The following is a 24,769-nucleotide window of genomic DNA, read 5'->3' as shown; positions in this document are numbered from 1 at the left end:
AGGTCGAGGCTGCGACGACCCCTCAACTCGCGATGCGGCCACCCAGTGCGGGGCGTCGGGCCCACTTCATCCGCAGCCGCTGCACGCCCGTCACCGCGTCGGCGCGCACGGCTGCGTACGTCGAGGATTCGACGAACCACGGCTCGATCGTGAACATGTCGCCCTGCCAGCGGAAGCCGAGGCCGGTCATCGAGAGGCCGAGGATCTGGGCGAACTCCGCGGCCGCGTCGTCCAGAGCCTGTCTCGACATGACGGCATCCGCGGGTCCGATGCGCTCGAGAACAGCGGTGAAGGCGGGCCAGAAGTCGTCGAATCCCCGCAGCCACACCGGGTCCGTGTGGAGCTCGCTCAGAGATCCACCAGCGGGGACGACGGCGTCCCGGGCGGCGGCATACGCGAGTCCGCGCCACCCGATCAGCACAGAACTCGTCACCTCGAACACCAGCCGGTCGACGGAGCGATGACCTTGGTACGTGGCGACAGCTGTATCGAGGTTGGCCTGCAGGTCGGCGATGACCGCGGCCGGCTCCCACACCGGCTCGCCACGGCGGAACTCTTCACCGACACTGATCTCTGCCCGGTACTCCTCGATGATCGCTGCAGCTCCGCCCACGAGATTGAGATCACGGAAGCTCGCGGTCGCATCGGGCTGGTAGACCTGTCGGTTCTGGTGCATGACGACGTGCTGCGTTTCGTGCACGAGCACGCGCCTGGCGATCAGTTCGTTGACCTCGGTCTGGTCGCGGTCGAGATCATTGCGGAAGTGGTGCGCGTGGAGCAGCACGACGGCGCGGCCGTCCGGCAGCCGGATCGTCTTCCCTGCGGAGAGTCCCGCACCGTGCTCGACGGCATGGATTCCCGCGGCGTCCGTGTCGGGAGACCAGCGCGCCACCGAACCGGCCATGTATCCGGTCACCACCAACTGCACGCGTGCAGGATCCGGAACCGAACGGTCGAGGTGCGCCCAGCACCACGCGAGCGCCGTCGGCACCGACGGAGGCTCGAGCGTGACATCGACCAGCTCGAGATCGACGCCCTCGATCAGCAGCTCGACCAGCGGCTGCGGCGTGCTGCCGGTCATCCGATCGCACTAGTCACGGGGCGGCGAGCCAGGTTCGCCAGGGCGTCTCCGGGGAGATGTGCGCGGCGACGTCGTCGAGCATCTTCGCGAATTTCTCCCACCGCGGCTGTGCACCGAAGTACTCGTGGAGTCCGGTGACGAAGGCCTGGGCGCGGTCCAGTTGATCGTGTTGCAGGTACCACGCGAAGACGCCCTCGAAGAGGCTGAGCTTCTTGCCGGAGAGATAGTCGACGGCATCGGCCGTCGTCGTGAATTCGTTCATCCGGCCGAGCAACGCGTCGATACCGCGAACCCCCACCGCACCGATGTCGGCCGGGTCGGATTCCTGCGTGATGGCGATCGCCTCGGGGAGGCTCCGATCGACGTTGTGGGGGCGGAACATGAAATTACTCGGGCGTGGCCTACTATCCACCCCGACCAGGAGTTCGTGGATTGCCGGCAGGTGGATGATGCCGTTGAGGTACACGAAGCCTTGCGCCCCGCCGACGCGACTGCGCTGAATCTCCACTGTCTGGACCGTCTCACCGACCGAACGTCGGAACTTGGTGGTTCCATCCGCCTCGAACCCCTTCTCCAGGAGATACGGCTTCAGGGTGTCTTTCACCGCGCTGGTGATGATGTCGGCGGGCCTCATGTTCATCCCCCTACTCTTTCGCTGTGGTCTCGGGAGCCTGCTGGCCGCGCTCTGCGAGGTAGGCGGCCGCACGGCGCTTCAGGTCGGAACGATGCGGTTCGCGCATGAGCTGGATGCTCTCGTACACCGAGCGACCATCCTTCGCCGTTGCCAGCAGATCGAGGTGCGGCTGTTCGAAGAACACGTCGTAGAACGGCGCCAGCGTGGCATCCGAGAACTTCGCCTGACGGGCGATCGTGAGCAGCGGAGTGCGGAACCGACCGGAGAAGTGATTGATGTCGGCACCCGCCTCGATGAGCCGGCGCAGCAACGGCACCTCCGCCGGCACGTCGTGGTCACCCCGGCCGAGCAGGGCGTGCAGCACGGTGTTCCGCTCGCCACCGACCCCGGAGAGGGCGGTGGCATCGGCCCCCTCGTCGAGCAGGAACGAACTGATCGCCACGCGTGCCGACAAGTCGCCGTTGGTCAGAGCGCGGTGCAGCAGGGTCTGCCCCTCACCGAAGTCACGCCCGGCGTCGCCCGGCTGGAATGCGGCGACGAACTCGTCGAACGAGGCGTTCGCCGAGAGGAACCACACGTCGGTGCTCATGCGGCACCGCCTTCGATCTGGCTGTGGGAGACACGGATACGGGGATGCATGCGCACCACGCTAGCCGACCACCTCGAGGGCCCGAACCTCATCCCGTGGTTGGTGTTCGCATGAGCCGCGTTGGATACCGTGGAGTCATGAGCGATGCGAAGAAGACGACCGGCGTCATCGCGGGACGAGCAACGACAGGAGCGGCGGCGATCGCCGTCGCCGTGCTTCTGGCCGGCTGTTCTCCCTCGGCGCCGACCAGCGAAACCACCCCGACCGCGAGCGTCGAGGAGCGGTATCAGGAACAACTGGCCGAGCAGCGTCTCGAGTCTCTCGTCGACCCGATATCTCCGCTTCCGGCCGCGGCGCCGACGACGCCCGCCGGCACCACGCTCGGCGACGGCGAATGGGCTGTCGTCGGTCGGGAGTGGGCCTCCGACCAGACCACGATGACCGTCGGCGTCGTGCCCATCTCGGCGACGCCGGGCGACCTCGAGGCGGACTTCGCCTACGTCCCCGATGACGAGCGGGCGAAGCTCGGCGACGTCACGCCTCTGTACGTCGACTATCAATACGCGCTCCTCGAGGGAGAGCGCATGTATCCCGCGATGACCGCGGTCCAGCTGGTCCTGTCCGATGGCTCCCTCGCCGACATCCCGATCATCGTCGGCGGCCTCGGCCCGTCGCAGACCGACGCGTTCTGTGCACGGGAACCGGCGGCGTCGGACTTCCCGCAGGAAGTCGGCGATGTCTACCAGGGGTGCAAGATCTTCCTCATCCCGAAGGGCCTCGATGCCGTCAGCGTGCAGTGGGGCGGCGAAGGGGTCTACACCACCGAAGGCGTGCGCTGGCCGATCCCGGCCGCATGATCCCTGATCTCATCCCGTGGGTGGTGTTCGCGTGATCCGGCGCGTTCTAGCGTCGGCTGCATGCACGCATCAGATCACGCGAACACCGTCGACAGCCAGGAACGGAAAGCACGCCTCCGTGCGACCGACCTGACCCATCACTATGGTTCGACGGTCGCGCTCGACCGGCTGTCGCTGACGATCCTCGACGGCGAAGCCGTGGCGATCATGGGGGCATCCGGATCGGGGAAGAGCACGCTGCTCCTCGTGCTGGCCGGGGTCATCCGCCCCGACTCCGGCACGGTGATGCTGCACACCGAACAGGGCGCGGTGGATGTGGCGGCGATGGCGGATCGTGAGCGCTCTGCCCTGCGATTGACGGAGTTCGGTTTCGTCTTCCAGGACGGAATGCTCATTCCGGAGTTGACCGCCGCAGAGAATGTGTCTCTACCTCTGCTGTTGAACGGCACGGGGCGAGCGGAGGCCGAGCGGACCGCCGAGAGTCTGCTCGCGGAGCTGGGCTTGGGCGGATTGGGAGGCCGCCGGATCGGCCAGCTCTCCGGCGGACAGGCGCAGCGGGTCGCCATCGCCCGCGCACGCGCGACGAATGCCCGCGTGATCTTCGCCGACGAACCGACCGGGGCGCTCGATTCGCGCACGGCGTCGGATGTTCTCGGGGTACTTCTGGCGGCGACATCGGGGCAGGGGCGATCCCTGGTCGTGGTGACGCATGACGAGGATGTCGCCGCGCGGTGCGATCGGGTGGTGCGCCTCCGCGACGGACGAATCGATGCCGCCAAGGAGGCGTCCCGATGAGACTGCGGGCGCTGGCCGTGCTCGTGCGTCCCTCCCGCGGCGACGCTTCCGCGGTCACGCTGCCGGTGGTGGCCTTCGCGATCATCGGAGCGGTGACGTATCTTGCTGCAGCCTTGGCGAGGTTGTTCTGGATGGCGTCGGATGACGGTTTCGGCCAGTACAACATCCTGGCGGTCGCCATGGTCGCTGTGCTGGTGGTGCCCGCCGGCACTCTGGGAACATCGGCGGCTCAGCTTTCCGCCCGTCGAAGGGAAGATCGTCTGGCGGTGCTGCGTCTGCTGGGCGCGTCATCGACGTGGGTCCGTGGGTTCGCCGTGATCGAGGCGTCTCTTCTCGCTGCGGCTGGGGCGATCGCCGGCCTGCTCGGCTATGCCGTTCTCGTCCCCGCGCTCACCCTGGCGCCGATAGCCGGCGAGCGCCCCGCTCTCTCCGAGGTGTGGCTCCCGGCGTGGATGCTCTGCCTTCTGGCGTGCGCCCTCACAGCCGTGGCGGCGATCAGTGCCGCGGTCGGGCTGCGCCGCGTGATCATCTCGCCTCTGGGAGTTCGGATGCGGACGGATGCTCCGCGTCTCCACTGGGTTCGGCTGCTGGCGGGCGCCGTCGTGCTCGCCGGTGGCGTCACTCTGATGCAGGTCACGTCGGTGAGCTGGGGCGCTGTGGGGATCACCGCGGCGATCGTGATCGTGCTCGTGGGGGTGATGGCCGTCCTCAATCTCGTGGGGCCGTTCCTGATCGGCGGGGCCGCACGGCGAAAGCTCGCTCGCGCCCGGACGGCTGAAGACCTGATCGCGGCTCGCGGCGTGCTGGAGTCCCCGGCGGCGGCATGGCGATGGGTGTCCGGGGTGGGATTGGCGAGCTTCATCGCGGTTCCGGCGGGGTCGGTTCTGGGCTTCCTCGACATGGTGCAGAACGGCGACACCGTCCTCGCAGCGGACCAGCTGGTGTTCTTCGCCGACATCCGCACGGTCGTCATCGCCGCCGTGGCCGTGTCGTATCTGCTCGTGGCCTGCACCGTCGGCATCACCCAGGCGGCGTCCGTGCTGGAACGTCGCGCCCTCTACGTCAGTCTCGACCGGTTGGGCATGCCGCCACGGGTGATGAATCGCTCCCGACGTCTCGCCGTGGCCTCTCCGCTGCTCGTCGCGGCGGTCTTTCCGGCCGTGGCCGCATGCGTCCTGTTCGCACCGGTGGTCGCACTGTCGGTCTTCACCGCGCCCCTGTTCATCGTGACCGTCATCGCGTGCATCGCGCTCGGCGTTCTGCTCGTGCAGCTCGGGGTCGTCGCGACGGCTCCCCTGCTGCGGCGCGTCCTCGCTGAGCCCGACCGGGCTCTGTAGGCCCTCCTCCGGACGCCCCCATCCGTCGGTGGACCTCGAAGATCAACCCCTGGTTGGCGGGCGGGCGGAGTGCGAATTTCTAGCCTGGAAACAGGTCAGCGATGGACGCTGGATCGAAGGAGACGCAATGACGATCGAGGTTCAGAATCTCAGCAAACGGTACGGCGATCGCTATGCCGTGCGAGACGTGTCGTTCACGGTTCAGCCGGGTGCGGTCACGGGATTTCTCGGGCCGAACGGAGCGGGCAAGTCGACAACGATGCGCTCGATCGTCGGACTCGACCGCCCGTCTTCGGGGCAGGCACTGATCGACGGGAAGCAGTACGCCTCCTACCGAGCACCATTGCAGCAGGTCGGCGCGCTGCTCGACGCGAGATCGGCCCACAAGTCCCGCACGGCGGTGAACTACCTGGCCTCCATCGCGGCCACCCATCACATCCCGGGGGCCAGGGTCGATGAGGTGCTCGACGCGACCGGACTGACGTCGGTGGCGAAGAAGAAGGTGGGCGGGTTCTCGTTGGGCATGGGCCAGCGGCTCGGCATCGCCGCCGCGCTGCTGGGCGACCCGTCGACGTTGATCCTCGACGAACCCGTGAACGGTCTCGACCCCGAAGGCGTCACCTGGGTGCGTACCCTGCTCGGTGATCTCGCCGCTGAGGGGCGCACCGTGTTCCTCTCGTCGCACCTGCTCAGCGAGCTCGCACTGATCGCGGACCACGTCATCATCATCGGACGCGGCGAGATCATCGCGGACTCACCGATCGACGCTCTCACGGCGGGCGGGCAGACCAGAGTGCGGGTGCGCACCACGGACACCGCCGCGTTGAGCAACCGGATCGCGAACGCCGGCGTCACGGTCACCTCTTCGGAGCTCGAGCTCTTGGAGATCGACGGACTCACCGCGGAGGAGATCGCTCGGGCAGCGCACGAAGCCGGCATCCTCCTGACGGAGCTGACGCCGGTACGCCAGACCCTCGAAGACGCCTACAACGCGCTGACCAGAGACGCCGTCGAGTATGCCTCGACCGGGCTCTGAGATCAGCACCTCAGAAAGGACCATGATGACCACTCTCACCGAGCCGGTGAATGCCACCGGAAGAAATGCCGACCTCCCCGGCGCGATCCGTTCGGAATGGATCAAGTTCCGGGGCCTCACCTCGAACTTCGCCCTGGCCGGATTCACCCTGCTGCTGCTCATCGCGAACGGGATCGCGATGCCGTTGGCCTATGTGTTCCGTGACCGCGGTTCGCCCAAGGCCGACTACGAGGCCTACGCGGAGATGATCGTCGACAAGACCGGATACGTCGGCGTCGTCCTCGCGGTCCTCGCCGCCCTGATGGTGACCAACGAGTACCGCTCGGGTCAGATCAAGACGACGCTCCTGTCGGTCCCCCAGCGGGTTCCGGCGCTGGTGTCGAAGGCCACGATCATCGCCGCCGTGTCCTTCGTGATCGGCGTGGTCAGCTCGAGCATCGGATTCGCGATCGCGCCGACCATCCTCGCCGGCGGTGGCTACAGCTATCCGCTGGATACCGCTGATGCGATCCGCCTCATCCTCGGATCGGGGCTCTACCTGGCGACACTGAGCATCATCGGGATCGCCGTCGGCTCGCTCATCCGGAACGTGGTCGCGGCCGTCCTGACGACCATCGTGTTCCTGGTCATCGTGCCGGTGATCCCGCAGATGTTCTCCGAGTACGGCACCGAGATCACCCGATTCTTCCCGATCGAGTCGGGGTCGCTCCTTCTGGCGCCCCTCGGAACCGACCCGATGGGACCCTGGGACGGCTATCTCGTACTCTTGGCCTGGAGCGTCGTCCTGTTCACCGCAGCCGCGATCGTGCTCAGACGCCGGGACGCATGACCGCATGCGGACGGCGGTCCGAGCTCCGGGCCGCCGCCCCGATGCCGCAGAAGGAACAGCACGCAGGACGGATGCTCGAGAAGATGCGCTGGTTCACATCACACCCGTTCGTCGTCGACGTGCTGGTGGTGATCGCCGCCGTCGCGCTGCAGGTTCTCGCCTTCGCCCTGGCCGGGCAGGGTCCGCTCTGGCCCGGTGCCCTGATCGCCGTCGTCTCATCCGCACCGCTGTTCTGGCGTCGCCGATCACCGTTGCTCGCACTCTGCGCGACCGTGTGCGTCGGCGCCGTCGCCGTATGGGTGCTCCCCGGCGTCGGGGCACTGAGCTTCCCGTTCGCATTCGCGCTCTACACCGTCGCCGCCACTCGCCCCTTTCCGCGCGCTGCACTCGGATACGCGATCGGCGTCTGCCTTCCTGCGCTGAGTGCCTTCGCGCTCTTCCTGACGAACGGGCAGACGTTCTCACCGCTCTTCCTCGACCCGCTCGCACTCGTCGCGCTGTCGCTGGGGCTCGCCGGGAGGAACCGCCGGCAACGTCAGGAGTCGCACGCGGCGCTCGTGGAACAGCGGTTGGAGAACGCGCGGGTCAGCGAACGGAACCGGATCACTGCCGAGATGCACGACGTCGTCGCCCACTCGATCTCGATCATGATCGCCCTCGCGGACGGCGCATCGACCGGGTGGCAGAAACATCCCGACCGTTCCGCAACCGCGCTGCGGAACCTGAGCGACGTCGGCAGAACGGCGCTCAGCGACATGCGCCGCATCCTTCACCTGCTCCGCGATGACGATGCAGGGCTCGCAGAAGCACTGCATCATTCCGGCCACAACCTCCCCGACCTGGAAGAACTCGTCGACGTCTTCCGCGCTGCGGGACTCCCCGTGCACCTGGTCCGCGTCGGAAGCGCCATCCCGCACGACCCCACCCTGGCGACCACCGTCTACCGAATAGTTCAAGAGGGCCTGACGAACGCGCTGCGCTATGCCGAAGGAGCCACCCGCGTCGAAGTGCGAGTCGAATCCGACGCGGCCAGGATCGCGCTCATGATCACCGACGACGGACACGCGCCGGCAGCCGGGGCGCCGAGCCAGGGCAGCGGCAGAGGGCTCCGCGGCGTCGCGGAACGCGCCGCCGCGTATTCGGGCACCAGCGCGAGCGGACGACTCCCCACCGGCGGGTGGCGAACGACCGCGACCCTGCACCTCGACGACGAAAGCCGAGCCGATCCCTCATGACTCCGCCACCGATCCGCGTCCTGGTCGTCGACGACCAGCCCCTCGTGCGCATGGGCAACGCGCTCGTGCTCGACAGTGCCGACGACATCGACGTCATCGCCGAAGTCGGCAGCGGCGAAGAGGCCGTCGCCCTGGCAGCGGAGCTGCGCCCCGACGTCGTGCTCATGGACGTGCGCATGCCCGGCATCGGCGGCATCGAAGCCACCCGACTGATCACGGCCGAAGACCCCCGGATTAAAGTCATCGTCTTCACGACCTTCGACATAGACGAGTACGCCTTCGGCGGGCTCCATGCGGGCGCGAGTGCGTTCCTCCTCAAGAGCGCCACGCCGGAAACACTCACCGCGGCCGTCCGCACCGTCGCCGCGGGCGACAGTGTCGTCGAACCGCGCATCACGACACAACTCATCGACCACTACGTGAAGCGCGACGCGACTCCGGTCACCGGCAGCCCGCCCTCACCCCTCGACCGTCTCACTCCTCGCGAATACGACGTCTTCCTCGCGATCGCCACAGGGCTCTCCAATCCGGAGATCAGTGCGCGCCTGCACCTCACTCCGGCGACGGTGAAGACCCACGTCAACCGCGTCTTCGCCAAGCTCTACCTCAGAGATCGCGTGCACGCGGTCATCCTCGCGTACAAGCTCGAGGTGCTGTGAGACCGAACTGCACCGGTGGCGCCAGACGAGCGTTCACTCTGCGTGCTGGTGATCTCGAAGATCATGAGGACGCCGTCGCGCCCGAGTCGGCCGCGCGTCACGGACGGGATGAGAACATTGGCGTCCAGGTAGACCAGGCTCTTCCGCGGCACTGCGACGCTCAGAAGTCGTCCGCAAATGCCTGGCCGAGCTCGCGGACGTATCCGGCTCGGAAACGCTCGAAGTCCGCGACCGCGATGATGTTGCGGTTACCCCGCTTCGAGGCTCGCAGCGCGCCCGAAGTGATCTTGCGCAACACGGTCGTTCGGGAGAGACCGAGTTCCTGAGCGACCTGCTGCGGGGTCATCGTCGGCGTCTTCGCGTCGATGGTGATGACCTTCCCGGCATCGAGCTCCGCGACGATCGTCTTGAGCAGCTCCTCGCGCCACTTCACGCCGGCGGGCTTCTTCTCGAGCTTCATCAGGGTGCTCATGGCCATCCTCCACGGTCAGTTAGCCGCTCTATCTGACCATTGTGACACACAAAATCGAGGCCGCGAACCCCCTGCTCCGCGTCCGGCTATGCCCGCGCCACGTCATACGTGACTCGGACGAGACCGTCGTCCGGGGTGGAGTGGTGACCGCGAAGGGTGAGGAGGACGTCACGGTCGAGCTCTCCGAAGAGGCGACTTCCGCGACCGAGCAGTATCGGTGCGATGGAGACCGTGATCTCGTCGATGAGCCCTGCAGCGAGGAAGGATTGGATGGTCCGCCCACCATCGACGTAGACGCGCTTCGCGTCGATCGCCGCGAGCATGTCACTCGCGTGCTCCACGGAACGAGCGACCTGCGCGTGCGGGCTCGCATCGAGCGTCGAGCTGAGCACGATCACCGTCTTGCCCTCGAAAGGCCACTGCTCGAAACCCGACACGGTGTCGTATGTGGTGCGACCCATGACGATCGCGTCGACCGTCGGGAAGAAGGTCTCCCAGACGAGTGCCGGGTGTGCGCCCTCGTCGGCGATGTGTGCACGCCGGTCGGGCTCGGTGAGCCAGGTGAGGTCTCCGTCGGGTTTGGCGATGTAGCCGTCGAGGCTCACTCCGATGAACGCGCATCCGCGCCAGGTGCGGTCGAGGGTCATGTCCAGCCTTTCAAGAGGTGGTCGATGGTGTCTTCCGGCGAGGTGGGTTCGAGCGACACCGCCTGCCGGTAGAGACTGCCGTGCAGTGCATCGAGCAGGGTCAGGGCCGCCGTGCGCCGGTCGACGTCGCGGCGGAGCGGCAGGTGCCGGAACAGTGCCTCGAAGTAGCGGGCCTGACGATCCCACCCCTCACGGAGGAGGTCAGCCGCCTCGGGAGACCAGAGGTCGCGCATCAACTCTCCGAGTCCCGCGATCGCCGCCGATGACGAGGCCGTCGCGAAGTGCGCTTGACCGTAGGAGTGAAGCTCCGCCCGCGCATTCTCCGGGTCGATGGGCGCGACCGGGATCCCGTCGATCCAGTGCCGGGAGAGCGCATGGAGCAGGCGCTCCTTCGATCCGAACCGCTTGATCAGACCTGCCGCACTGATCCCCGCGGCGGGTGCGACGTCGCCGAGCCCCCACGGTTCGGTCGATGTGCGCAGACGCAGCGCGTCGTCTATACGCTCCAGCAGCTCGGCGTCGGAAGAACGAGGAGGGCGACTCATCCCATTAGTAAATCACAGTTCACTAATTGAGCTGTTCACGACTCCTGATCAGGATCCACGGCGGCACTCGCCTCGAGCTCGCGAAGGCGTTTCAGCTGCGCCCACGGCCAGAAGGCGATCCACCCGATCGAGACGATCGAGGCCCCCATGATCATCGAAGCGATATCCATGCGATCCACGCTACGGAAACCGGATGCTCGCGAGCATCCCCCGAGCGACGGACTTGAGGCCCTGGGTTCCTGCCAACCCGCGACGGCATGGATACTTCAGGCCACCCAGCGACAAATGCCTCACACCGCGTCGACGGGCCGTCTGTCTCCTCGAGTGTTCGGCGTGCTGATCACAAGGAATCGTGTCTCCGTCTTCCCCGGATTGAAGAACCGATGCGTGAGTCCGGGCGGGATATCGACGCCCTGTCTGGGGGAGAGTTCCACGACCCCTTCGGCCGTCTGCATCTGAGGCGTTCCCTCGAGCACGTAGAAGAACTGCATGGCGGTGTCGTGCACATGCCACTCTTCGCCGGCGCCGGCCGGCACTCGCTCCTCGATCACGGACAGTCCGGGGCTGTCGAGCAATCGCCACCCATCGGCGACCTCGCCCCACACATAGTGATCAGCGTTCGAGACGTCGACGGGTTCGCGCATCTTCCGATCCTCGCAGACACGCTCAGGCGACGGGGGCGGTCAACGGATCGGGCTCGAGCCGGCCGCGGCCGTTGTCGCTGACAGTGGACAGGCCCTCGCGGGCCCAGTACTCGAAACCGCCGATGAGCTCACGCACGTTCGAGTAGCCGAGGGTTGCCAGGGTGAGCGCTCCGCGCGTGCTCCCGTTGCAGCCCGGACCCCAGCAGTAGACGACGATCGGAGCGCCCTTGTCGGGGGCGAAATCAGCGATGCGCCCCTCGAGTTCCGCGTTCGGGATGTGCACCGCGCCGGGGATGCGACCCTGGCTCCAGGATGCGGCCGACCGGGTGTCGATGATGAGCGGTGCGGTCCCGGCCGCGCGGTCCGCTGCAAGGTCGGAGGGGTCGATCTCGAAGGCGAGTTTTGCGGCGAAGAAGTCGGCCGCAGAGAGGGAGAGGGTCATGGATCAATCGAAGCATCCAGGCCGCGGCAGGTGAAGAGACGTTCAACGGCGTATGCCCGTTGCAACGCTGTTTCCCACGGTAGAGTTCGTCGTATGCCCGCGAATTCACGGTTGGATCTGGATAAGACCGATCATGCCATCATCGCGACGTTGCAGGACGATGGACGGATGAGTGTCGCGCAGCTTGCGCGGGCAGTTGCCCTCTCACCCAGTGCAACCGCGGACCGCTTGCGCCGCCTCACCGACGCTGGTGTCATCACCGGCTACTCCATCACGGTGGACCCCGAAGCGCTCGGCTACACGATCACGGCATTCGTACGGCTCGCCTATCCCTCGGGTAACTACAAGCCGTTCCACGACCTCGTCGACAATCTCCCCGAGATCGTCGAGGCTCACCATGTCACGGGCGCCGACTGCTTCATCATCAAGGTCCTCGCCCGATCGATGCGAGACCTGGAGCGCATCACCGGCAGTCTCGCCACACTCGGCGGTGTGACGACCAATGTCGTCTACTCCAGCCCGGTTCCCTCGCGGCACATCATCCCCGCGTAACGGGCGCCCGGTTCACGGGCCCCGGCGCGTGAATCGCGAACAGGACAAAGGCCCCGCATCCCAGTTTTTCCAGGGAGTCGGGGCCTTCGTGGTGGCGGTGACGGTGGGATTTGAACCCACGGTAGGGGGTTACCCTACACAACTTTTCGAGAGTTGCACCTTCGGCCGCTCGGACACGTCACCGCGGAATAGCTTACGCGACGCGGGGCGAGCGCGCGAATCGAGCGCTGCGGGTCACCAGGCGGCGGCGACCTCGGCGTGCGTGCGCAGGATGCCCTCGGTCGAGCCGGCGGGTGCGCGACCGATGCCGCACTCGGTCGCGACGCCGAACTCGCCCGCGTACGGGGTGGCTGCGGCGATGCGGCGCGCGGCCCCTTCCGCGCCGTCCTCGCGGTGCACGAGCCCGAGATACAGCTCGTTCACGGGGGCGAGGCCGGCGAGCGGTGCGAAGTACGCCGCATCGTCGTGAGCGATCGGCACGGGCAGGTGCAGCCAGGTCAGCGAGCGAGCGGATGCCGCAGCCACGGCGTTCGCGTAGCGCACCAGGTTCGCAGCATCCGTCGGCTCGAAGAAGTGCTTCTCCCCCGCGTCGCCGTAGCAGAGGTGCACGCCCACCTCGACTTCTGCGGGCACGGTGTCGACCAGCGCGGCCAAGCGCTCGACGAGCCCGTCGAACGGGTCGCCGGGCCACCACGCCTCCATCACCGCGCCGTAGCCGGCCGCGCGCTCGATGATGCCCATCTCACTCGCGACGTCCCACTGCACGGCGAGGTCTTCGTGCGGGATCGCGGCGAGGATCTCGTCGAGCTCGCGGAGGATGGCTGCGGTGTGCACGGGTTCGATCGCGGCCCGGTCGTCGCCGTGGAAGAACGAGGAGATCACGGCCAGCGGCGTCGGCAGCGACACCTGGAATCGGATGCCGGCGGGCACAGCCCCCTCGGCGCGGAGGCGCGCGAACACCGCGTACGACTCGATCGCAGCGGCGGTGTAGCCGAGCGGCGGCAGCGCGATGCTTGCCGCATCCACTCCCTCGGCGATGCGCAGGCCACGCGCGTCGATCCCCGCGGGGAACGGGATGGGCTCGTCGCCGATGCGCTCGATGCCGTCGGCCTGGCCGATCACATCGGGCTGGAACATGATCCAGTGGAACCGCTTGCCGACCTCGCCGTCCGGGATGCGGCGGAGCCGATCGCCGAGCAGTTCCGCCGCGGTGCGCATCGTGGTCTCGGCGTCGTCGAAGTTCACACTGCCCACGAGGAGGGCGCCCTGCGGCTGAGTCATGCCCTCAGAATATCGGCGCGCAGGACCGGCGCCCTCGCGCTTTTGCACGGCAGCATCCCTCCACGAGAGCGGGAGATGCGGGTTAGGATTGCCTAAGAACCCGCCGCCTGTGGGGGCAGCGATGACGGGAAGGGTACTCATCATGGGCTTCATCACGTCCGAGGCACTGGCCGAGACGGGCTACGTCGTCCTCGACGACCACACCTCGCCCGCCGATCCGGCCGAATGGCTCGATCTGGAGTACGTCGGTTGGCGCTCCTCGGGCATCACGCGCTTCGCCCCGCTCACCAGCTACGCGGGCGACGTCGACTGCAACGGCTTCTGGAACCACACCCCGCCGCGGGCCGACAAAGACGGCGTCTGGGTCGACTCGCAGGTCGCGATCGCCCCCACGCTCCAGCGCCGGGCACAGGAGCCGGGCTCCGGCATCGGCCGCTGCCGCGTGATCGAGCTGCAGCCCAACGAGTACGCCGACGCGATCTACAACCTGCATCAAGACGACAACAACCGCCTCAACGAAGAGGGCACCGGCTGGGTGGTCCGCGGATTCTTCAACCTCTCCGACGACACCGAGTCGATGCTGATCCTGCGCTCAGACCGCTTCGACCCGGCCACCGAGATTCGCCTGCCGCTGCGCGCGGGCTCGCGCATCATCGTCGACACCCAGCGCTTCTGGCACGCGGTCTGGCACCGCGGCACCGCACCTCGCTACGCCCTCATCACGTCGTGGACGAGCGGACCCGAGCTCGACGCGTACATCGCCGCGAACCACGGCGACCCGCATCCGCCGACCGTCGATCTCGACCCGCAGTTCGTCGACGACGCGCAAGTCGAGCTGCACCGCCGCATCGAGGAGCGCCGCCGTGCCTTCGAGGCGCAGGGCATCGTGATGGAACCGCCCGTCGACATGAGCGTCTGACCGCTCGTGTCCGGAACGCCCGACGCTACCCTCGGCCTATGACCTCCGCCGCCGTGCTCACCGTGTCCGACCGCGGAGCAGCAGGCACCCGCCCCGACACGGCCGGGCCCCTCGCCGTCACCGCACTTCGCGACGCGGGGTTCGACTGCGCCGATCCTGTGATCATCCCCGACGGAGCGGATGCCGTCGAGCAGGCGCTGCGCGGACTCCTCGCCCGCGGCGTGCGGCTCATCGTCACCACCGGCGGCACCGGCATCTCCCCGCGCGACGAGACCCCCGAGGGCACCGCGCGCGTGCTCGATCGACAGCTCCCGGGAATCTCGGAGGAGCTGCGGCGGCAGGGGGCCGCGAAGTTCCCCGCCGCGCTGCTCAGCCGCGGCCTCGCCGGCACCGCGCAGGGCGCGCTGATCGTGAACCTCCCCGGTTCGCCCGGCGGTGTCGCCGACGGCATGCCGGTCATCCTGTCGGTCACCCCGCACGTGATCGCCCAGCTCGACGGAGAGGACCACCGATGACCGTCACCCTGGCCGCGATCAGCGACACCGAACTGTCTCTCGACGCGCACCTCGCCGCTGTCGACGACGACCGCGCGGGCGCGGTCACGACATTCCTCGGACGCGTCCGCGACCACGACCCGGATGCCGCCGGAGAGGTCGTCGCCCTCGAGTACTCCTCGCACCCGGATGCCGAGCGGATCCTCCGCGACCTCGCGGAGAAGGCCGTCGCCACGGGCGTGAGCCGAGAGGCGATCATCGCCGTGAGCCACCGCATCGGTCGACTTCCGGTCGGCTCGGCCGCTGTCGTCGTCGCGGTCGCCGCCGCGCATCGCGACGAGGCCTTCGTGGTGTGCCGCGAGATGATCGAGGCCATCAAGCGCGAGCTCCCGGTCTGGAAGCGTCAGGTCGAGGCCGACGGCACCACGGCGTGGAAGGGCATCGGCGGCTGAACCTCAGCCTCCGGCGAACGGAGGCAGCACGTCGACGGTCCCCACCCCCGCCAGCGCGAAGTCGTCGTCCACCCTGGCGCCGTCGACGAGCAGCGCACAGCGGTCGAGGATCGCTCCGAGCGCCGGATGGGTCTCCACGAGCTCGGCCCGGAGCGCGCCGAGAGTCACGGCATCCGAGGGCTCCGTCGCCCGGCCCGCCGCATCCTCCGCGGCCGCGAAGTAACGCACCGTCGCCATCAGCTCTGCCCCTCCGCGGCATGCGCGTTCGCGAGCTCGACGATCGCGGCCACCGCCGCACGCACGTCGTCGGGCGAGCCACCCGCACGTCCGGCGACCAGGCCGGCGACGAAGGCGCTGAACGGCGCCGCCGGGCGCGCGACCCCGTTCGCGACGTCTCGGGCGAGGTCGAGGATCAGCGCGACCGGCGCATCCTCCTCGCCCAGATCGAATCGTTCGCGCAGCTCGGCCGCCCAGGCGTCGAGCGCCTCCGGAGGAAGGGTGCGACTGTTCTCGGTCATGGCGTCTCCTCGAGTTCCTTTCGCGCGCGAGCCAGATTGGCGGGCGAGTCGATGTCGGCGGTGATCCCCTCCTGGTCGACGACCCACTCGATGGCGAGATCGCCGAGGAGGGCGCGGACCGAGGCATTCCTGTCGGTCTCCATCGCGTCGAGCGCGCGACGGACCGATTCCGTGCGATACATCCCGGCCAGCCACTGCGGCTGCCCGTCCGCAGAGAACACGACTCCGTCGACGGATGCCGCTGCCGCCGCGTCATCGGCGCGGTGAGAGAGCAATCCGTGCACGACCGCATCCGGTCGGGCGAGATCACCGGCGAGGATCAGCACCCGATCGGCCGGCATCCGCGCGAGTCCCGCAGCGATCCCCGCCACCGGACCGCCCAGCGGCGGCTCCTCCCGCGTCCAGACCACGTCGGCCGACTCCTCGAGCACCAGACCGACCGCCACGATCGGGCCCACGCCGGCATCGACCAGTGCGTCGACGGTGCGCGCCAGCAGCGATCGCCCCTCCAGCACGAGGAGCGGCTTCGCGATGCCGCCCATCCGACGGCCCTCACCGCCGACGAGCAGCACGGCGCCGACCTCGGCGTGCGACGAGGTGGTCACTCCCCCGGCCTCCGCCAGGAACCGCTGCGCCCACCCTCCTTGGCGACGATGCGCACGTTCTCGATCGTCACCGCGCGGTCCACACCCTTGATCATGTCGACGACGGCGAGCGCGGCGACCGAGACGGCGGTGAGTGCCTCCATCTCGACCCCGGTGCGATCGGCCGTGCGCACGGTGGCGCTGATCCGGATCCCGGTGTCTTCGATGTCGAGGTCGACGACCGCGCCGTGCACGCCGATGACGTGCGCGAGCGGCAACAGCTCCGGCGTGCGCTTCGCCGCCTGGATGCCGGCGATGCGGGCCACTGCGAGCACATCACCCTTGGGCACCGTGCCGTCACGGAGCAGTGCCACCGTCTCCGGCTCGCAGCGCACGAAGCCCGCGGCGGTCGCGGCCCGCACGGTCGGCTGCTTCTCGGTCACATCGACCATGCGCGCGTGGCCGGCCGAATCCAGGTGAGTGAAGGTCATGACAGCTCCAGCACGTCGATGAGGTCGCCGGCCTCGACCTGGTCGGTCTCGGCGGCGACGATGGCATAGGCGGTGGCGACCCCGAGGCCGACCGCGAGGTGAGAGCCGGAGCCGCCGCGGGTCGCCGGGTGCACCCGGCCGTCGGCGTCGATCACGGCGGGCAGATACTGGCGTCGACCCGGAGGGGTGCGCCACTCGGCCCCGGCGGCGAGACGCCGGAGCGGGCGATGGATGTCGTGCCGGCCCTGCATACGCAGCAGCGCGGGACGCACCAGCACCTCGAACGAGACGGCCACGCTCACCGGATTGCCGGGCAGCCCGAACAGCAGCATGCCGGCGTCCGTCGCCCCGAACCCCTGGGGCTTGCCCGGCTGCATCGCGACCTTGACGAACTCCATCGCGTCGCTCAGACCCTGCCGCACCGGCTCGTATGCGCCGGCGCTCACGCCCCCGGAGAAGATCACGGCATCGAGCCCGAGCGCGGTCGCACGCGCCACAGCGTCGGCCGGGCCGGCACCATCGTCACCGACGACCTCCCGGAACACGACCTCGGCCCCGGCCTCGGCCACGAGCCCGGCGAGCAGCAGCCCGTTCGATTCCGGAATATGCCCCCGGGACAGCGCCTCCCCCGGCGGGACGAGCTCGGCGCCGGTCGAGACGATGGCCACCCGCGGCCGCGGGGCGACGGCGACCCGAGCGATGCCGACGGATGCCAGTGCGGCCAGCTGCCGGGCGCCGAGCAGCGTGCCCGGTTCGAGAACGACGGCGCCCACAGCGGCATCCGCCCCCGCCCGACGCACATGCGCGCCCTCCGCCGCCGGTGCGCGAACCACCCGGATATCCCCCAGGGAATCGGCGAGGCCACCGGCGGTGTCTTCGAAAGGCACGATCGTGTCGGCCGCAGCCGGCACCGGGGCGCCGGTCATGATGCGGGCGGCCGTGCCCCGAGCGAGTGGTGGATCCTCCGCGCTGCCCGCCGGCACGTCCGCGACGACCTGCAGCGCCGCCGGATGCTCGTCGGATGCCGTGGCGACGTCGGCGAAGCGCACCGCGAAGCCGTCCATCGCGGAGTTGTCGAACACAGGAACCGGGTTCTGCGCGCGAGCCGGCTCCGCCAGCGTGAAGCCGATCGCCTCGTCCAGAGTCCTCGTGACCGCCGGACGGGGCCGCACGGCGGCAAGCACGACGGCGAGCTGCTCTTCGACGGTGCGCATGCCGCTCATCGCGCGCTCCAGGCGTCCATGCCGCCGGTCAGCACCACGGCATCGGCCCCGGCGCTCCGCAGCGCGGCCGCCGCGCGCACCGCCCGCACCCCGCGTTGACACACCACCACGACCCGGCCCTCTGCGGCGAATGCGTCAGGGCGACCGAGTACTTCCGCCAGTGGCGCGTGCCGGGAGCCGGGGATCGCCCCGAAGGCGACCTCATCCGCCTCGCGCACATCGAGCACGAACGCCCCGGCGGCGATCTCGTCATCGAGTGCACCCGCGGTGATGTGAGGTACCGCCGGGCGCGCGGGAACCGAAGTAGCCGCGGCGCTCGTCTCCGCGCGCCCCCGCAGCGGAACCTCGCTCATCCGCCCCCGCAGCGCGTCGATCAGCAGCACCCGGCCGAACAGCGGCTCCCCGATGCCGGCGATGAGCTTGATGGCCTCCATCGCGAGCACCGATCCGACCTGGAGGCAGAGCGCCCCGAGCACTCCCACCGCCGCGCAGCTCGGCAGCTCGCCGACCCCCTCGGGCGGATACAGATCGCTCAACACGACGGGCCGCACTCCGGCGGGTGGTGCCGACCAGAACACCGTCACCTGCGCAGCGAACTCCTGCACCACGCCCCACACGAGCGGCACCCCGAGCCGCTCGCAGGCCGCAGCCACCAGCGTGCGGGTCTCGAACGTGTCGGACCCGTCGATCACGAGGTCGGCCCCGGACAGCAGCGCCTCGGCGTTGGTCGCGGTGAGTCGTTCGCGTACGGGCAGCACAGTCGTCTCGGGTGCGAGGTCGGCCGCGACGCGCACCGCGCTGTCGACCTTGGGCGCATCGACATCGGCCAGGCGGTGCAGCACCTGACGCTGCAGGTTCGACAGCTCGACCACGTCATCGTCGATGACCGTGAGGGTGCCGACGCCGGCTGCGGCGAGCGCGAGCACGACAGGGGATCCGAGCCCGCCCACACCGACGACGGCGATGTGAGCCGCGCGCAGCCGTCGCTGCCCGAGTTCCCCCAGATCGGCGAGGACGAGGTGCCGCGCGGTCCGCTGGGCTTCGGCGGCGCTGAGTGCTGCGACGGGCTCGACGAGCGGAGGCAGCGGCATGCGCTCAGGCTACCCCGGGACGCGTGGTGCCAGGCCCTTCGAGCGCCGGAGAAATAGTCCGCCGAAGGACCGATAGCGCGAGAAATCTCCGCGGATGCGGAATATGCACGGTAGAGGGCCTGGATCTGCGGAACTCGCGCATCTAGGCTCGGCCTGTGACCACCTATCGCATCGCCGAAGCCGCACGGCTGCTCGGCGTGAGTGACGACACGGTGCGGCGGTGGATCGACCAGGACGCATTGCCGGTCACCGCCGACAGTCCCGCCCGCATCCCCGGTGAGGCCCTCGCCCAGCACGCGGTCGCCCTCGCCGCGGCCCCGCCCACTCCGGGCGATGTGCTCTCCAGCGCGCGCAACCGCTTCACGGGACTCGTCACCCGCGTGCAGATCGACGGCGTCATGGCGCAGGTCGACATCCAGGCGGGTCCGCATCGATTCGTATCGCTGCTCTCGGCCGAGGCCGTGCGAGAGCTCGATCTGCAGCCGGGATCGCTCGCCGTCGCGGTGATCAAGGCCACCACCGTGATCGTGGAGACGCCGCGGTGAACCACCGGCTCCTCACTGGGTCGGCAGCGCTGGTCCTCGCCCTGCTGCTGGGCGGCTGCTCTGCCGCCTCCTCCGCCGATCCGTCACCCTCTGCCGCCGATGGCGAGCTCACCGGCGAGGTGACCGTCTTCGCCGCGGCCTCCTTGAGCCCGGTCTTCGACGAGATCGCGGCGGCGTTCACCGCGGAGCATCCGGCGGTCGAGTTCGCACCGATCGTCTACGACGGGTCGAGCGTGCTCGTGACGCAGCTCACCGAGGGCGCACAGGCCGACGTGCTCGCCACGGCCGACGAGCGCACGATGCAGACGCTCGTCGACACCGGACTCGCCGAAGACCCGGAGTCGTTCGCGACGAACACCCTCGTGGTCGCGGTGCCCGCAGGAAACCCCGCCGGCATCACCTCACTCGCCGACCTCGCGGAAGCGACCACCGTGCTGTGCGCGCCCGAGGTGCCCTGCGGAGCGGCGTCGCAGACGCTCCTCCGCACCGCCAGCGTCTCGGTCACGGCGGCGAGCCTCGAGCAGAACGTCTCCGCGGTCCTGCAGAAGATCGTCGCCGGCGAAGCGGACGCCGGTCTGGTCTACGCGACCGACGTGGTGGGCGAAGACGTCGAGAGCTTCGCGCCGGAGGGCAGCGACGAGGTCGTGAACCGCTACCCGATCGTCGCACTCGACGGCGCCACGGATGCCGGAAGAGCATTCACTGAGTTCGTGCGGGGTCCGGTCGGCCGCCAGATCCTCGCCGACCACGGCTTCGGTACGCCGTGATCGGGGATCGGCCCGCGAGGCGGAGCATGACGAGGACGAGCACGACGAGGATGCGACGGGTCGACACGGGAGCGGCACCCCCCTTCCTCCTCGTCGCGCCCGCCGTGCTCGGCATCCTCCTGCTCGCGCTGCCGCTGGTCGCCCTGCTCACGCGCGCATCCTGGTCGACCTTCTGGACCGACATCACCTCGACGGTGGCACTGGATGCCCTCCGCCTCTCACTCACCACCGGACTCGCCGCCACCGCGCTGTGCATCGTGCTCGGCCTGCCGCTCGCCCTTCTCATCGCCCGCTCGGGGCCGCGCACCGCCGCCCTGCTGCGGGCTCTCGTCGCGGTGCCGCTCGTGCTCCCGCCGATGGTGGGCGGGGTGGCTCTGCTGTTCCTCCTCGGCCGCTCCAGTCCGCTCGGGGGCCTCATCGCCGCGTGGTTCGGCACCGGCATCCCGTTCACGCCGGCGGCCGTGGTGCTCGCGCAGGCGTTCGTGGCGCTGCCGTTCCTGGTGCTCGCGGTCGAGGGGACGATCCGCAGCACGGGGAGCCGATACGAGCGCACGGCTGCCACGCTCGGGGCCTCGCCGAGCACGGTGCTGTGGCGGGTGACGCTGCCCCTCGCCGCGCCCGGCATCGTGGTCGGGGTGATCCTCTGCTTCGCCCGCGCCATCGGCGAGTTCGGGGCCACGGCCCTGTTCGCCGGCAACGCCCCCGGAGTGACGCAGACGATGCCGCTCGCGATCTATACCGCCTTCAACGGCGCCGGTGCGGGCCGCGAGACGGCGGTGGCCCTGTCGATCCTGCTGCTGGGGACTGCCGTCGCCGTGCTGCTGCTCGTGCGGGCGTGGCGGCCGGGGGCCCTCCGATGACCGGCGACGTCGGCTCCGAGGCCGCATCCCTCGACGCTCACGTCGTCGTGCGACATGCGGGGCTCGATGCCGCACTCCGCGTCGCCGCGGGCGAGTTCGTCGCGATCATGGGCCCGAGCGGTGCCGGCAAGACCTCTCTCCTCGAGGCGATCGCGGGACTCGTGCGGCTCGACGCGGGGCACGTCGACCTCGACGGGCTCCGCCTCTCCGGGCCGCGGCAGCACACGCCGCCGTCGCGCCGCGCGATCGGCCTGCTCGGGCAGGACGCCCTGCTGTTTCCGCACATGACCGCTGCGCAGAACATCGCCTTCGCCGCCCGGGCCGCCGGACGCACCCGAGAGGAGTCCACCCGGCGCGCCACCGAGTGGCTGGGCCGCATCGGCCTCGCCGGGTATGGCGATCGGCGGCCCGATGAGCTCTCCGGCGGGCAGCGCCAGCGCATCGCCCTCGCGCGAGCCCTCGCCGCCTCGCCGCGACTGCTGCTGCTCGATGAGCCGTTCACCTCGCTCGACGTCGAGGCCGCGGCCCAGCTGCGCGAGGTCGTGCGCGAACAGCGCGGAGCCACCACGACGATCCTCGTCTCGCACGGCATCCTCGACGCCCAGGCTCTCGCGGAGCGGCTGGTGATCGTGCAGGCCGGGCGCATCGTTCAGGATGCCGCCGTCGCTGAAGTGCTCACCTCCCCGGCGACCCCTTTCGCCGCGGCCGTCGCCGATTCGGCACGCTGAGCGTCCGGCCGATCCGGGCTCCCCCTCAGGCGATCAGCCGCCGATCGCGTTCATCCCGCGTGCGGGCTGCAGGAATGAGGGGTCGTTGATGGCGTGACCGGGCAGCTTCGCCCACACGCATCCGCGGAGCACGGCATCGATCGCCGCATCGGAGTCGCCGTCCGAGAGTCGATCCCCACGCAGCACCGGGAGGAGGTCGAACTCATCGGCGGAGAACAGGCAGTTGCGCAACTGTCCGTCGGCCGTGAGCCGCAGGCGGTCGCAGTCTCCGCAGAACGGAGCGGTGACCGACGCGATCACGCCGACCGTGTGCTCGCCGTCCAGCAGCCACCGCTCGGCCGGCGCACCCCCTCGGCCCGGCATCTCGGACAGCTGCCACCGCTGCGCGAGCGCGGCGAGGATCTCGTCTCGCGTCACCATCGTGCCGCGATCCCACTCATGCCCCGCGTCGAGTGGCATCTGCTCGATGAAGCGCATCTCGGCACCGTGCGCGATCGCGAAGTCGACCAGGTCGCAGAGCTCGTCGTCGTTCACACCGCGCATGGCGACCGCGTTCAACTTGAGAGGGCGCAGGTCCGATGCGGCGGCCGCTTCGATGCCGCGGCGCACATCCTCGAATCGATCTCGTCGGGTCAGTGCGGCGAACCGCTCCGGCCGCACGGTGTCGATCGAGATGTTGAGGCGGTGCAGCCCCGCCGCGACCAGGTCGTCCAGCGCGTCGTCGAGACGGATGCCGTTCGTCGTCATCGCCACCTGCACCGGCCCGTCGATCGACTCGATCGCGCTGAGGCGTCGCACGACCTCGACGATGTCGCGTCGAAGCAACGGCTCCCCACCCGTGAGGCGGAACGTGGTGATACCGGCAGCGGCGGCGACGCGGGCGACCTGCACGATCTCGTCGACCGAGAGGATCGACTCCCGTGCGAGCCATTCGTTCCCCTGCTCGGGCATGCAGTACGTGCAGCGCAACGAACAGCGATCGGTGAGCGAGATCCGGAGGTCGCGGTGGACGCGGCCATGCGTGTCGACCAGAGGGCCATCCGCGCGCATCTCGGGCGCGACGGGAACGCGACGGCCGATCTGCACCGGGATCGCGCTCATGCCGGCTCCTTTCCTGGATGGACTGATCGTGTTCCGAGAGTACGCCGACTCATCCGGCGAGTTCCCCGGACTCGAGCCGGCCCGCGAGCTGCGGCGAGTGCGTGTGCAGCATCCGCCACACCGTCAGGTGCATCCACACCGCGCATGCCGCGGTCAGGACGAAGAGGATGGCGAAGGTGCTGGTCGGAAGCCCCGTCAGGGCCAGCGTGTAGGCGAAGACCGGCGGAAGGACGAACCCGCCGAGCCCACCGAGCATGCCCACGAGCCCGCCGACGGAGCCGACATCGGCGGGGAAGTAGTCGGGAATGTGTTTGTACACGGCGGCCTTGCCCACTCCCATCGCACACCCGAGCACGAAGACCAACGACGCGAAGGCCGCAAGCGGCATCGTGAACGGCAGCGCCGTCGCCGACCCGTCGACGGTCTGCACGACCAGGTGCCCCGAGGGCAGCGACAAGAAGAAGAGCACCGCCAGCATCACGGTGAACGTCGCGTACATGACCCGCCGCGCCCCGAAGCGATCGGAGAACCAGCCGCCCAGCGGACGAAGCAAGGATGCCGGGAAGATGAAGCTCGCCGTCAGGAGTGCCGCCACCGCCAGATCTAGCCCGTAGTTGTCGACGTAGTACAGCGGAAGCCAGGCCGACAGCGCGACGTACGCGCCGAAGACGACCACGTAGTACATGCTGAAGCGCCAGACCCGCAGATGCTTCAGCGGTCGCAGCTGCGAGCACAGCGACCGCCCCTGTCCGGGGAGCAGATCGGGCCGAGGAGCGAGGAGCCACACCAGCACCGCCATGATGACCAGGAGCACGGCGTACAGCACGGGCACGAGTCGCCACCCGCCCACGATCCAGCCGAGGTAGGTGGAGCCGGCCGTCGCCGCGATGAGGGCCGGTCCGATGAGCTTCGTCACCGAGGCGCCGACGTTGCCCGCACCGAACACGCCGAGGGCGAAGCCCTTTCGCGCATCGGGCCACCAGGCGTTGTTCCACGAGACGCCGGCGCTGAACGAGTTCCCCGCGATGCCGACGAAGAACGCGAGCACGAGGAGCACCCCGTAGTCGTGCGCGAAGGAGACGAGGAACGTCGGCACCGCGGCCATCAGCAGCATGACGGCGAAGACGCGGCGCCCACCGAACCGGTCGGTGATGATGCCGGCCGGCAACCGCCAGATCGAGCCGTTGAGCACCGCTACCGCGGTGAGCCAGGAGAGCTGCACATCGGACAGCCCGAACTCGTCTCGGATCGGGATGCCGAGGATGCCGAACATCAGCCAGACGGCGAACATCAGCGTGAAGGCGATGGTGGAGAGCGTCAGGACGCTCACAGCACCCGGACGCGGGGTGACAGACACAGCG

General features: G+C 69.1%; 33 protein-coding genes and 1 tRNA gene. 15 read left to right on the top strand and 19 right to left on the bottom strand.

Features of this window, described 5'->3' with window-relative positions; all coding sequences use genetic code 11:
- Nucleotides 1-22: 22 nt before the first annotated feature.
- The 3 genes from HCX50_RS13045 to HCX50_RS13035 are packed head-to-tail and all read right to left on the bottom strand — an operon-like array spanning nucleotide 23 to nucleotide 2,304.
- Entirely contained in the window at nucleotides 23-1,081 is a 1,059-nt protein-coding gene (locus tag HCX50_RS13045) for a hypothetical protein (protein ID WP_167634684.1), read from the bottom strand.
- A 13-nt stretch (nucleotides 1,082-1,094) separates the two neighbouring features.
- Nucleotides 1,095-1,721, bottom strand: a complete 627-nt coding sequence (locus tag HCX50_RS13040) for a DUF4304 domain-containing protein (RefSeq protein ID WP_167634683.1) — start codon at nucleotides 1,719-1,721, stop codon at nucleotides 1,095-1,097.
- A gap of 4 nt (nucleotides 1,722-1,725) precedes the next feature.
- The gene (locus tag HCX50_RS13035; RefSeq protein WP_167634682.1) at nucleotides 1,726-2,304 is read right to left on the bottom strand and encodes a hypothetical protein; all 579 of its coding nucleotides are present in this window, start codon (nucleotides 2,302-2,304) and stop codon (nucleotides 1,726-1,728) included.
- A gap of 137 nt (nucleotides 2,305-2,441) precedes the next feature.
- On the opposite strand from HCX50_RS13035, the gene HCX50_RS13030 reads away from it, so the two are divergent.
- The 7 genes from HCX50_RS13030 (at nucleotide 2,442) to HCX50_RS13000 (ending at nucleotide 9,052) form a co-directional block, all read left to right on the top strand.
- On the top strand, nucleotides 2,442-3,161 hold the full coding sequence (locus HCX50_RS13030) for a hypothetical protein (RefSeq protein WP_167634681.1): 720 nt from the start codon (nucleotides 2,442-2,444) through the stop codon (nucleotides 3,159-3,161).
- A 60-nt stretch (nucleotides 3,162-3,221) separates the two neighbouring features.
- Nucleotides 3,222-3,956 (top strand): ABC transporter ATP-binding protein, encoded by a 735-nt coding sequence (locus HCX50_RS13025; protein WP_167634680.1) that lies wholly within the window; start codon nucleotides 3,222-3,224, stop codon nucleotides 3,954-3,956.
- Nucleotides 3,953-5,293: a permease gene (locus HCX50_RS13020; RefSeq protein ID WP_167634679.1), complete on the top strand. Its 1,341-nt coding sequence runs from the start codon at nucleotides 3,953-3,955 to the stop codon at nucleotides 5,291-5,293. The genes HCX50_RS13025 and HCX50_RS13020 overlap by 4 nt, the downstream gene beginning before the upstream one ends.
- 127 nt (nucleotides 5,294-5,420) lie before the next feature.
- Nucleotides 5,421-6,329: an ABC transporter ATP-binding protein gene (locus HCX50_RS13015; protein ID WP_167634678.1), complete on the top strand. Its 909-nt coding sequence runs from the start codon at nucleotides 5,421-5,423 to the stop codon at nucleotides 6,327-6,329.
- Nucleotides 6,330-6,354: 25 nt separating this feature from the next.
- On the top strand, nucleotides 6,355-7,158 hold the full coding sequence (locus HCX50_RS13010) for an ABC transporter permease (protein WP_167634677.1): 804 nt from the start codon (nucleotides 6,355-6,357) through the stop codon (nucleotides 7,156-7,158).
- Between the two features lie 71 nt (nucleotides 7,159-7,229).
- Entirely contained in the window at nucleotides 7,230-8,393 is a 1,164-nt protein-coding gene (locus HCX50_RS13005; protein WP_167634676.1) for a sensor histidine kinase, read from the top strand.
- On the top strand, nucleotides 8,390-9,052 hold the full coding sequence (locus HCX50_RS13000) for a response regulator transcription factor (RefSeq protein ID WP_167634675.1): 663 nt from the start codon (nucleotides 8,390-8,392) through the stop codon (nucleotides 9,050-9,052). Before HCX50_RS13005 ends, HCX50_RS13000 begins: the two co-directional genes overlap by 4 nt.
- A gap of 160 nt (nucleotides 9,053-9,212) precedes the next feature.
- Here the strand turns inward: HCX50_RS13000 and HCX50_RS12995 are convergent, their stop codons facing one another.
- From HCX50_RS12995 to HCX50_RS12975, 6 genes are all read right to left on the bottom strand, one after another.
- A complete protein-coding gene (locus HCX50_RS12995) occupies nucleotides 9,213-9,524 on the bottom strand; it encodes a helix-turn-helix domain-containing protein (protein WP_167381530.1) in 312 nt (103 codons plus the stop codon).
- 86 nt (nucleotides 9,525-9,610) lie between these two features.
- On the bottom strand, nucleotides 9,611-10,171 hold the full coding sequence (locus tag HCX50_RS12990; protein ID WP_091029905.1) for a dihydrofolate reductase family protein: 561 nt from the start codon (nucleotides 10,169-10,171) through the stop codon (nucleotides 9,611-9,613).
- Complete coding sequence (locus HCX50_RS12985) at nucleotides 10,168-10,716, bottom strand: TetR/AcrR family transcriptional regulator (protein WP_091029909.1); 549 nt, start codon at nucleotides 10,714-10,716, stop codon at nucleotides 10,168-10,170. The genes HCX50_RS12990 and HCX50_RS12985 overlap by 4 nt, the downstream gene beginning before the upstream one ends.
- Nucleotides 10,717-10,751: 35 nt before the next feature.
- Nucleotides 10,752-10,886, bottom strand: a complete 135-nt coding sequence (locus HCX50_RS20070) for a hypothetical protein (protein WP_262001525.1) — start codon at nucleotides 10,884-10,886, stop codon at nucleotides 10,752-10,754.
- A gap of 120 nt (nucleotides 10,887-11,006) precedes the next feature.
- A complete protein-coding gene (locus HCX50_RS12980) occupies nucleotides 11,007-11,360 on the bottom strand; it encodes a cupin domain-containing protein (protein WP_167634674.1) in 354 nt (117 codons plus the stop codon).
- 22 nt (nucleotides 11,361-11,382) lie between these two features.
- Nucleotides 11,383-11,802 (bottom strand): rhodanese-like domain-containing protein, encoded by a 420-nt coding sequence (locus HCX50_RS12975; protein ID WP_091029917.1) that lies wholly within the window; start codon nucleotides 11,800-11,802, stop codon nucleotides 11,383-11,385.
- A 93-nt stretch (nucleotides 11,803-11,895) separates the two neighbouring features.
- On the opposite strand from HCX50_RS12975, the gene HCX50_RS12970 reads away from it, so the two are divergent.
- On the top strand, nucleotides 11,896-12,354 hold the full coding sequence (locus tag HCX50_RS12970; protein ID WP_029262414.1) for an Lrp/AsnC family transcriptional regulator: 459 nt from the start codon (nucleotides 11,896-11,898) through the stop codon (nucleotides 12,352-12,354).
- Between the two features lie 92 nt (nucleotides 12,355-12,446).
- Here HCX50_RS12970 and HCX50_RS12965 read toward each other — a convergent pair.
- Together HCX50_RS12965 and HCX50_RS12960 are read right to left on the bottom strand one after the other, a co-directional pair.
- Nucleotides 12,447-12,537 (bottom strand) — tRNA-Ser (locus HCX50_RS12965).
- Nucleotides 12,538-12,588: 51 nt separating this feature from the next.
- The gene (locus tag HCX50_RS12960; RefSeq protein WP_167634673.1) at nucleotides 12,589-13,635 is read right to left on the bottom strand and encodes a hypothetical protein; all 1,047 of its coding nucleotides are present in this window, start codon (nucleotides 13,633-13,635) and stop codon (nucleotides 12,589-12,591) included.
- 142 nt (nucleotides 13,636-13,777) lie between these two features.
- Here HCX50_RS12960 and HCX50_RS12955 point away from each other — a divergent pair, with 142 nt between their 5' ends.
- From HCX50_RS12955 to HCX50_RS12945, 3 genes are read left to right on the top strand one after another with little or no spacing between them, the layout of a single operon-like run.
- Nucleotides 13,778-14,554, top strand: coding sequence for a hypothetical protein (locus HCX50_RS12955; RefSeq protein ID WP_337749666.1), 777 nt, complete (start codon nucleotides 13,778-13,780; stop codon nucleotides 14,552-14,554).
- A 38-nt stretch (nucleotides 14,555-14,592) separates the two neighbouring features.
- Nucleotides 14,593-15,069, top strand: a complete 477-nt coding sequence (locus tag HCX50_RS12950; RefSeq protein WP_091030095.1) for a MogA/MoaB family molybdenum cofactor biosynthesis protein — start codon at nucleotides 14,593-14,595, stop codon at nucleotides 15,067-15,069.
- Nucleotides 15,066-15,500 (top strand): molybdenum cofactor biosynthesis protein MoaE, encoded by a 435-nt coding sequence (locus HCX50_RS12945; protein ID WP_091030097.1) that lies wholly within the window; start codon nucleotides 15,066-15,068, stop codon nucleotides 15,498-15,500. The genes HCX50_RS12950 and HCX50_RS12945 overlap by 4 nt, the downstream gene beginning before the upstream one ends.
- 3 nt (nucleotides 15,501-15,503) lie before the next feature.
- On the opposite strand, the gene HCX50_RS12940 is transcribed toward HCX50_RS12945, so the two are convergent.
- From HCX50_RS12940 to HCX50_RS12915, 6 genes are read right to left on the bottom strand one after another with little or no spacing between them, the layout of a single operon-like run.
- Complete coding sequence (locus tag HCX50_RS12940) at nucleotides 15,504-15,737, bottom strand: MoaD/ThiS family protein (protein ID WP_091030099.1); 234 nt, start codon at nucleotides 15,735-15,737, stop codon at nucleotides 15,504-15,506.
- Nucleotides 15,737-16,018: a DUF6457 domain-containing protein gene (locus HCX50_RS12935; protein ID WP_167634671.1), complete on the bottom strand. Its 282-nt coding sequence runs from the start codon at nucleotides 16,016-16,018 to the stop codon at nucleotides 15,737-15,739. The genes HCX50_RS12940 and HCX50_RS12935 overlap by 1 nt, the downstream gene beginning before the upstream one ends.
- Nucleotides 16,015-16,623, bottom strand: a complete 609-nt coding sequence (gene mobA, locus HCX50_RS12930; RefSeq protein ID WP_167634670.1) for an NTP transferase domain-containing protein — start codon at nucleotides 16,621-16,623, stop codon at nucleotides 16,015-16,017. The genes HCX50_RS12935 and mobA overlap by 4 nt, the downstream gene beginning before the upstream one ends.
- Nucleotides 16,620-17,093, bottom strand: a complete 474-nt coding sequence (moaC, locus tag HCX50_RS12925; protein ID WP_167634669.1) for a cyclic pyranopterin monophosphate synthase MoaC — start codon at nucleotides 17,091-17,093, stop codon at nucleotides 16,620-16,622. The genes mobA and moaC overlap by 4 nt, the downstream gene beginning before the upstream one ends.
- Entirely contained in the window at nucleotides 17,090-18,316 is a 1,227-nt protein-coding gene (locus HCX50_RS12920) for a molybdopterin molybdotransferase MoeA (protein WP_167634668.1), read from the bottom strand. Before HCX50_RS12920 ends, moaC begins: the two co-directional genes overlap by 4 nt.
- The gene (locus HCX50_RS12915; protein ID WP_167634667.1) at nucleotides 18,313-19,407 is read right to left on the bottom strand and encodes a HesA/MoeB/ThiF family protein; all 1,095 of its coding nucleotides are present in this window, start codon (nucleotides 19,405-19,407) and stop codon (nucleotides 18,313-18,315) included. The genes HCX50_RS12920 and HCX50_RS12915 overlap by 4 nt, the downstream gene beginning before the upstream one ends.
- Nucleotides 19,408-19,562: 155 nt before the next feature.
- On the opposite strand from HCX50_RS12915, the gene HCX50_RS12910 reads away from it, so the two are divergent.
- Genes HCX50_RS12910 through HCX50_RS12895 form a run of 4 tightly spaced genes read left to right on the top strand, consistent with a single transcriptional unit; the run spans nucleotide 19,563 to nucleotide 22,307 of the window.
- Complete coding sequence (locus HCX50_RS12910; RefSeq protein WP_029262425.1) at nucleotides 19,563-19,952, top strand: TOBE domain-containing protein; 390 nt, start codon at nucleotides 19,563-19,565, stop codon at nucleotides 19,950-19,952.
- Entirely contained in the window at nucleotides 19,949-20,719 is a 771-nt protein-coding gene (gene modA, locus HCX50_RS12905) for a molybdate ABC transporter substrate-binding protein (protein WP_167634666.1), read from the top strand. The genes HCX50_RS12910 and modA overlap by 4 nt, the downstream gene beginning before the upstream one ends.
- Nucleotides 20,720-20,745: 26 nt before the next feature.
- Complete coding sequence (locus HCX50_RS12900) at nucleotides 20,746-21,579, top strand: ABC transporter permease (RefSeq protein WP_443189882.1); 834 nt, start codon at nucleotides 20,746-20,748, stop codon at nucleotides 21,577-21,579.
- Nucleotides 21,576-22,307, top strand: a complete 732-nt coding sequence (locus HCX50_RS12895; RefSeq protein ID WP_140403300.1) for a sulfate/molybdate ABC transporter ATP-binding protein — start codon at nucleotides 21,576-21,578, stop codon at nucleotides 22,305-22,307. The genes HCX50_RS12900 and HCX50_RS12895 overlap by 4 nt, the downstream gene beginning before the upstream one ends.
- 33 nt (nucleotides 22,308-22,340) lie before the next feature.
- Here HCX50_RS12895 and moaA read toward each other — a convergent pair whose 3' ends face one another.
- Nucleotides 22,341-23,408, bottom strand: coding sequence for a GTP 3',8-cyclase MoaA (gene moaA, locus HCX50_RS12890; protein ID WP_167634665.1), 1,068 nt, complete (start codon nucleotides 23,406-23,408; stop codon nucleotides 22,341-22,343).
- 49 nt (nucleotides 23,409-23,457) lie between these two features.
- On the bottom strand, nucleotides 23,458-24,765 hold the full coding sequence (locus HCX50_RS12885) for an MFS transporter (RefSeq protein ID WP_337749628.1): 1,308 nt from the start codon (nucleotides 24,763-24,765) through the stop codon (nucleotides 23,458-23,460).
- Nucleotides 24,766-24,769 lie beyond the last annotated feature (4 nt).

Source organism: Microbacterium sp. B19(2022) (genome assembly GCF_012030385.1).
Lineage (GTDB): Bacteria > Actinomycetota > Actinomycetes > Actinomycetales > Microbacteriaceae > Microbacterium > Microbacterium oxydans_B.
Note: the sequence above shows the minus strand (reverse complement) of the source record. Positions and strands in the feature narration are given on the sequence as shown.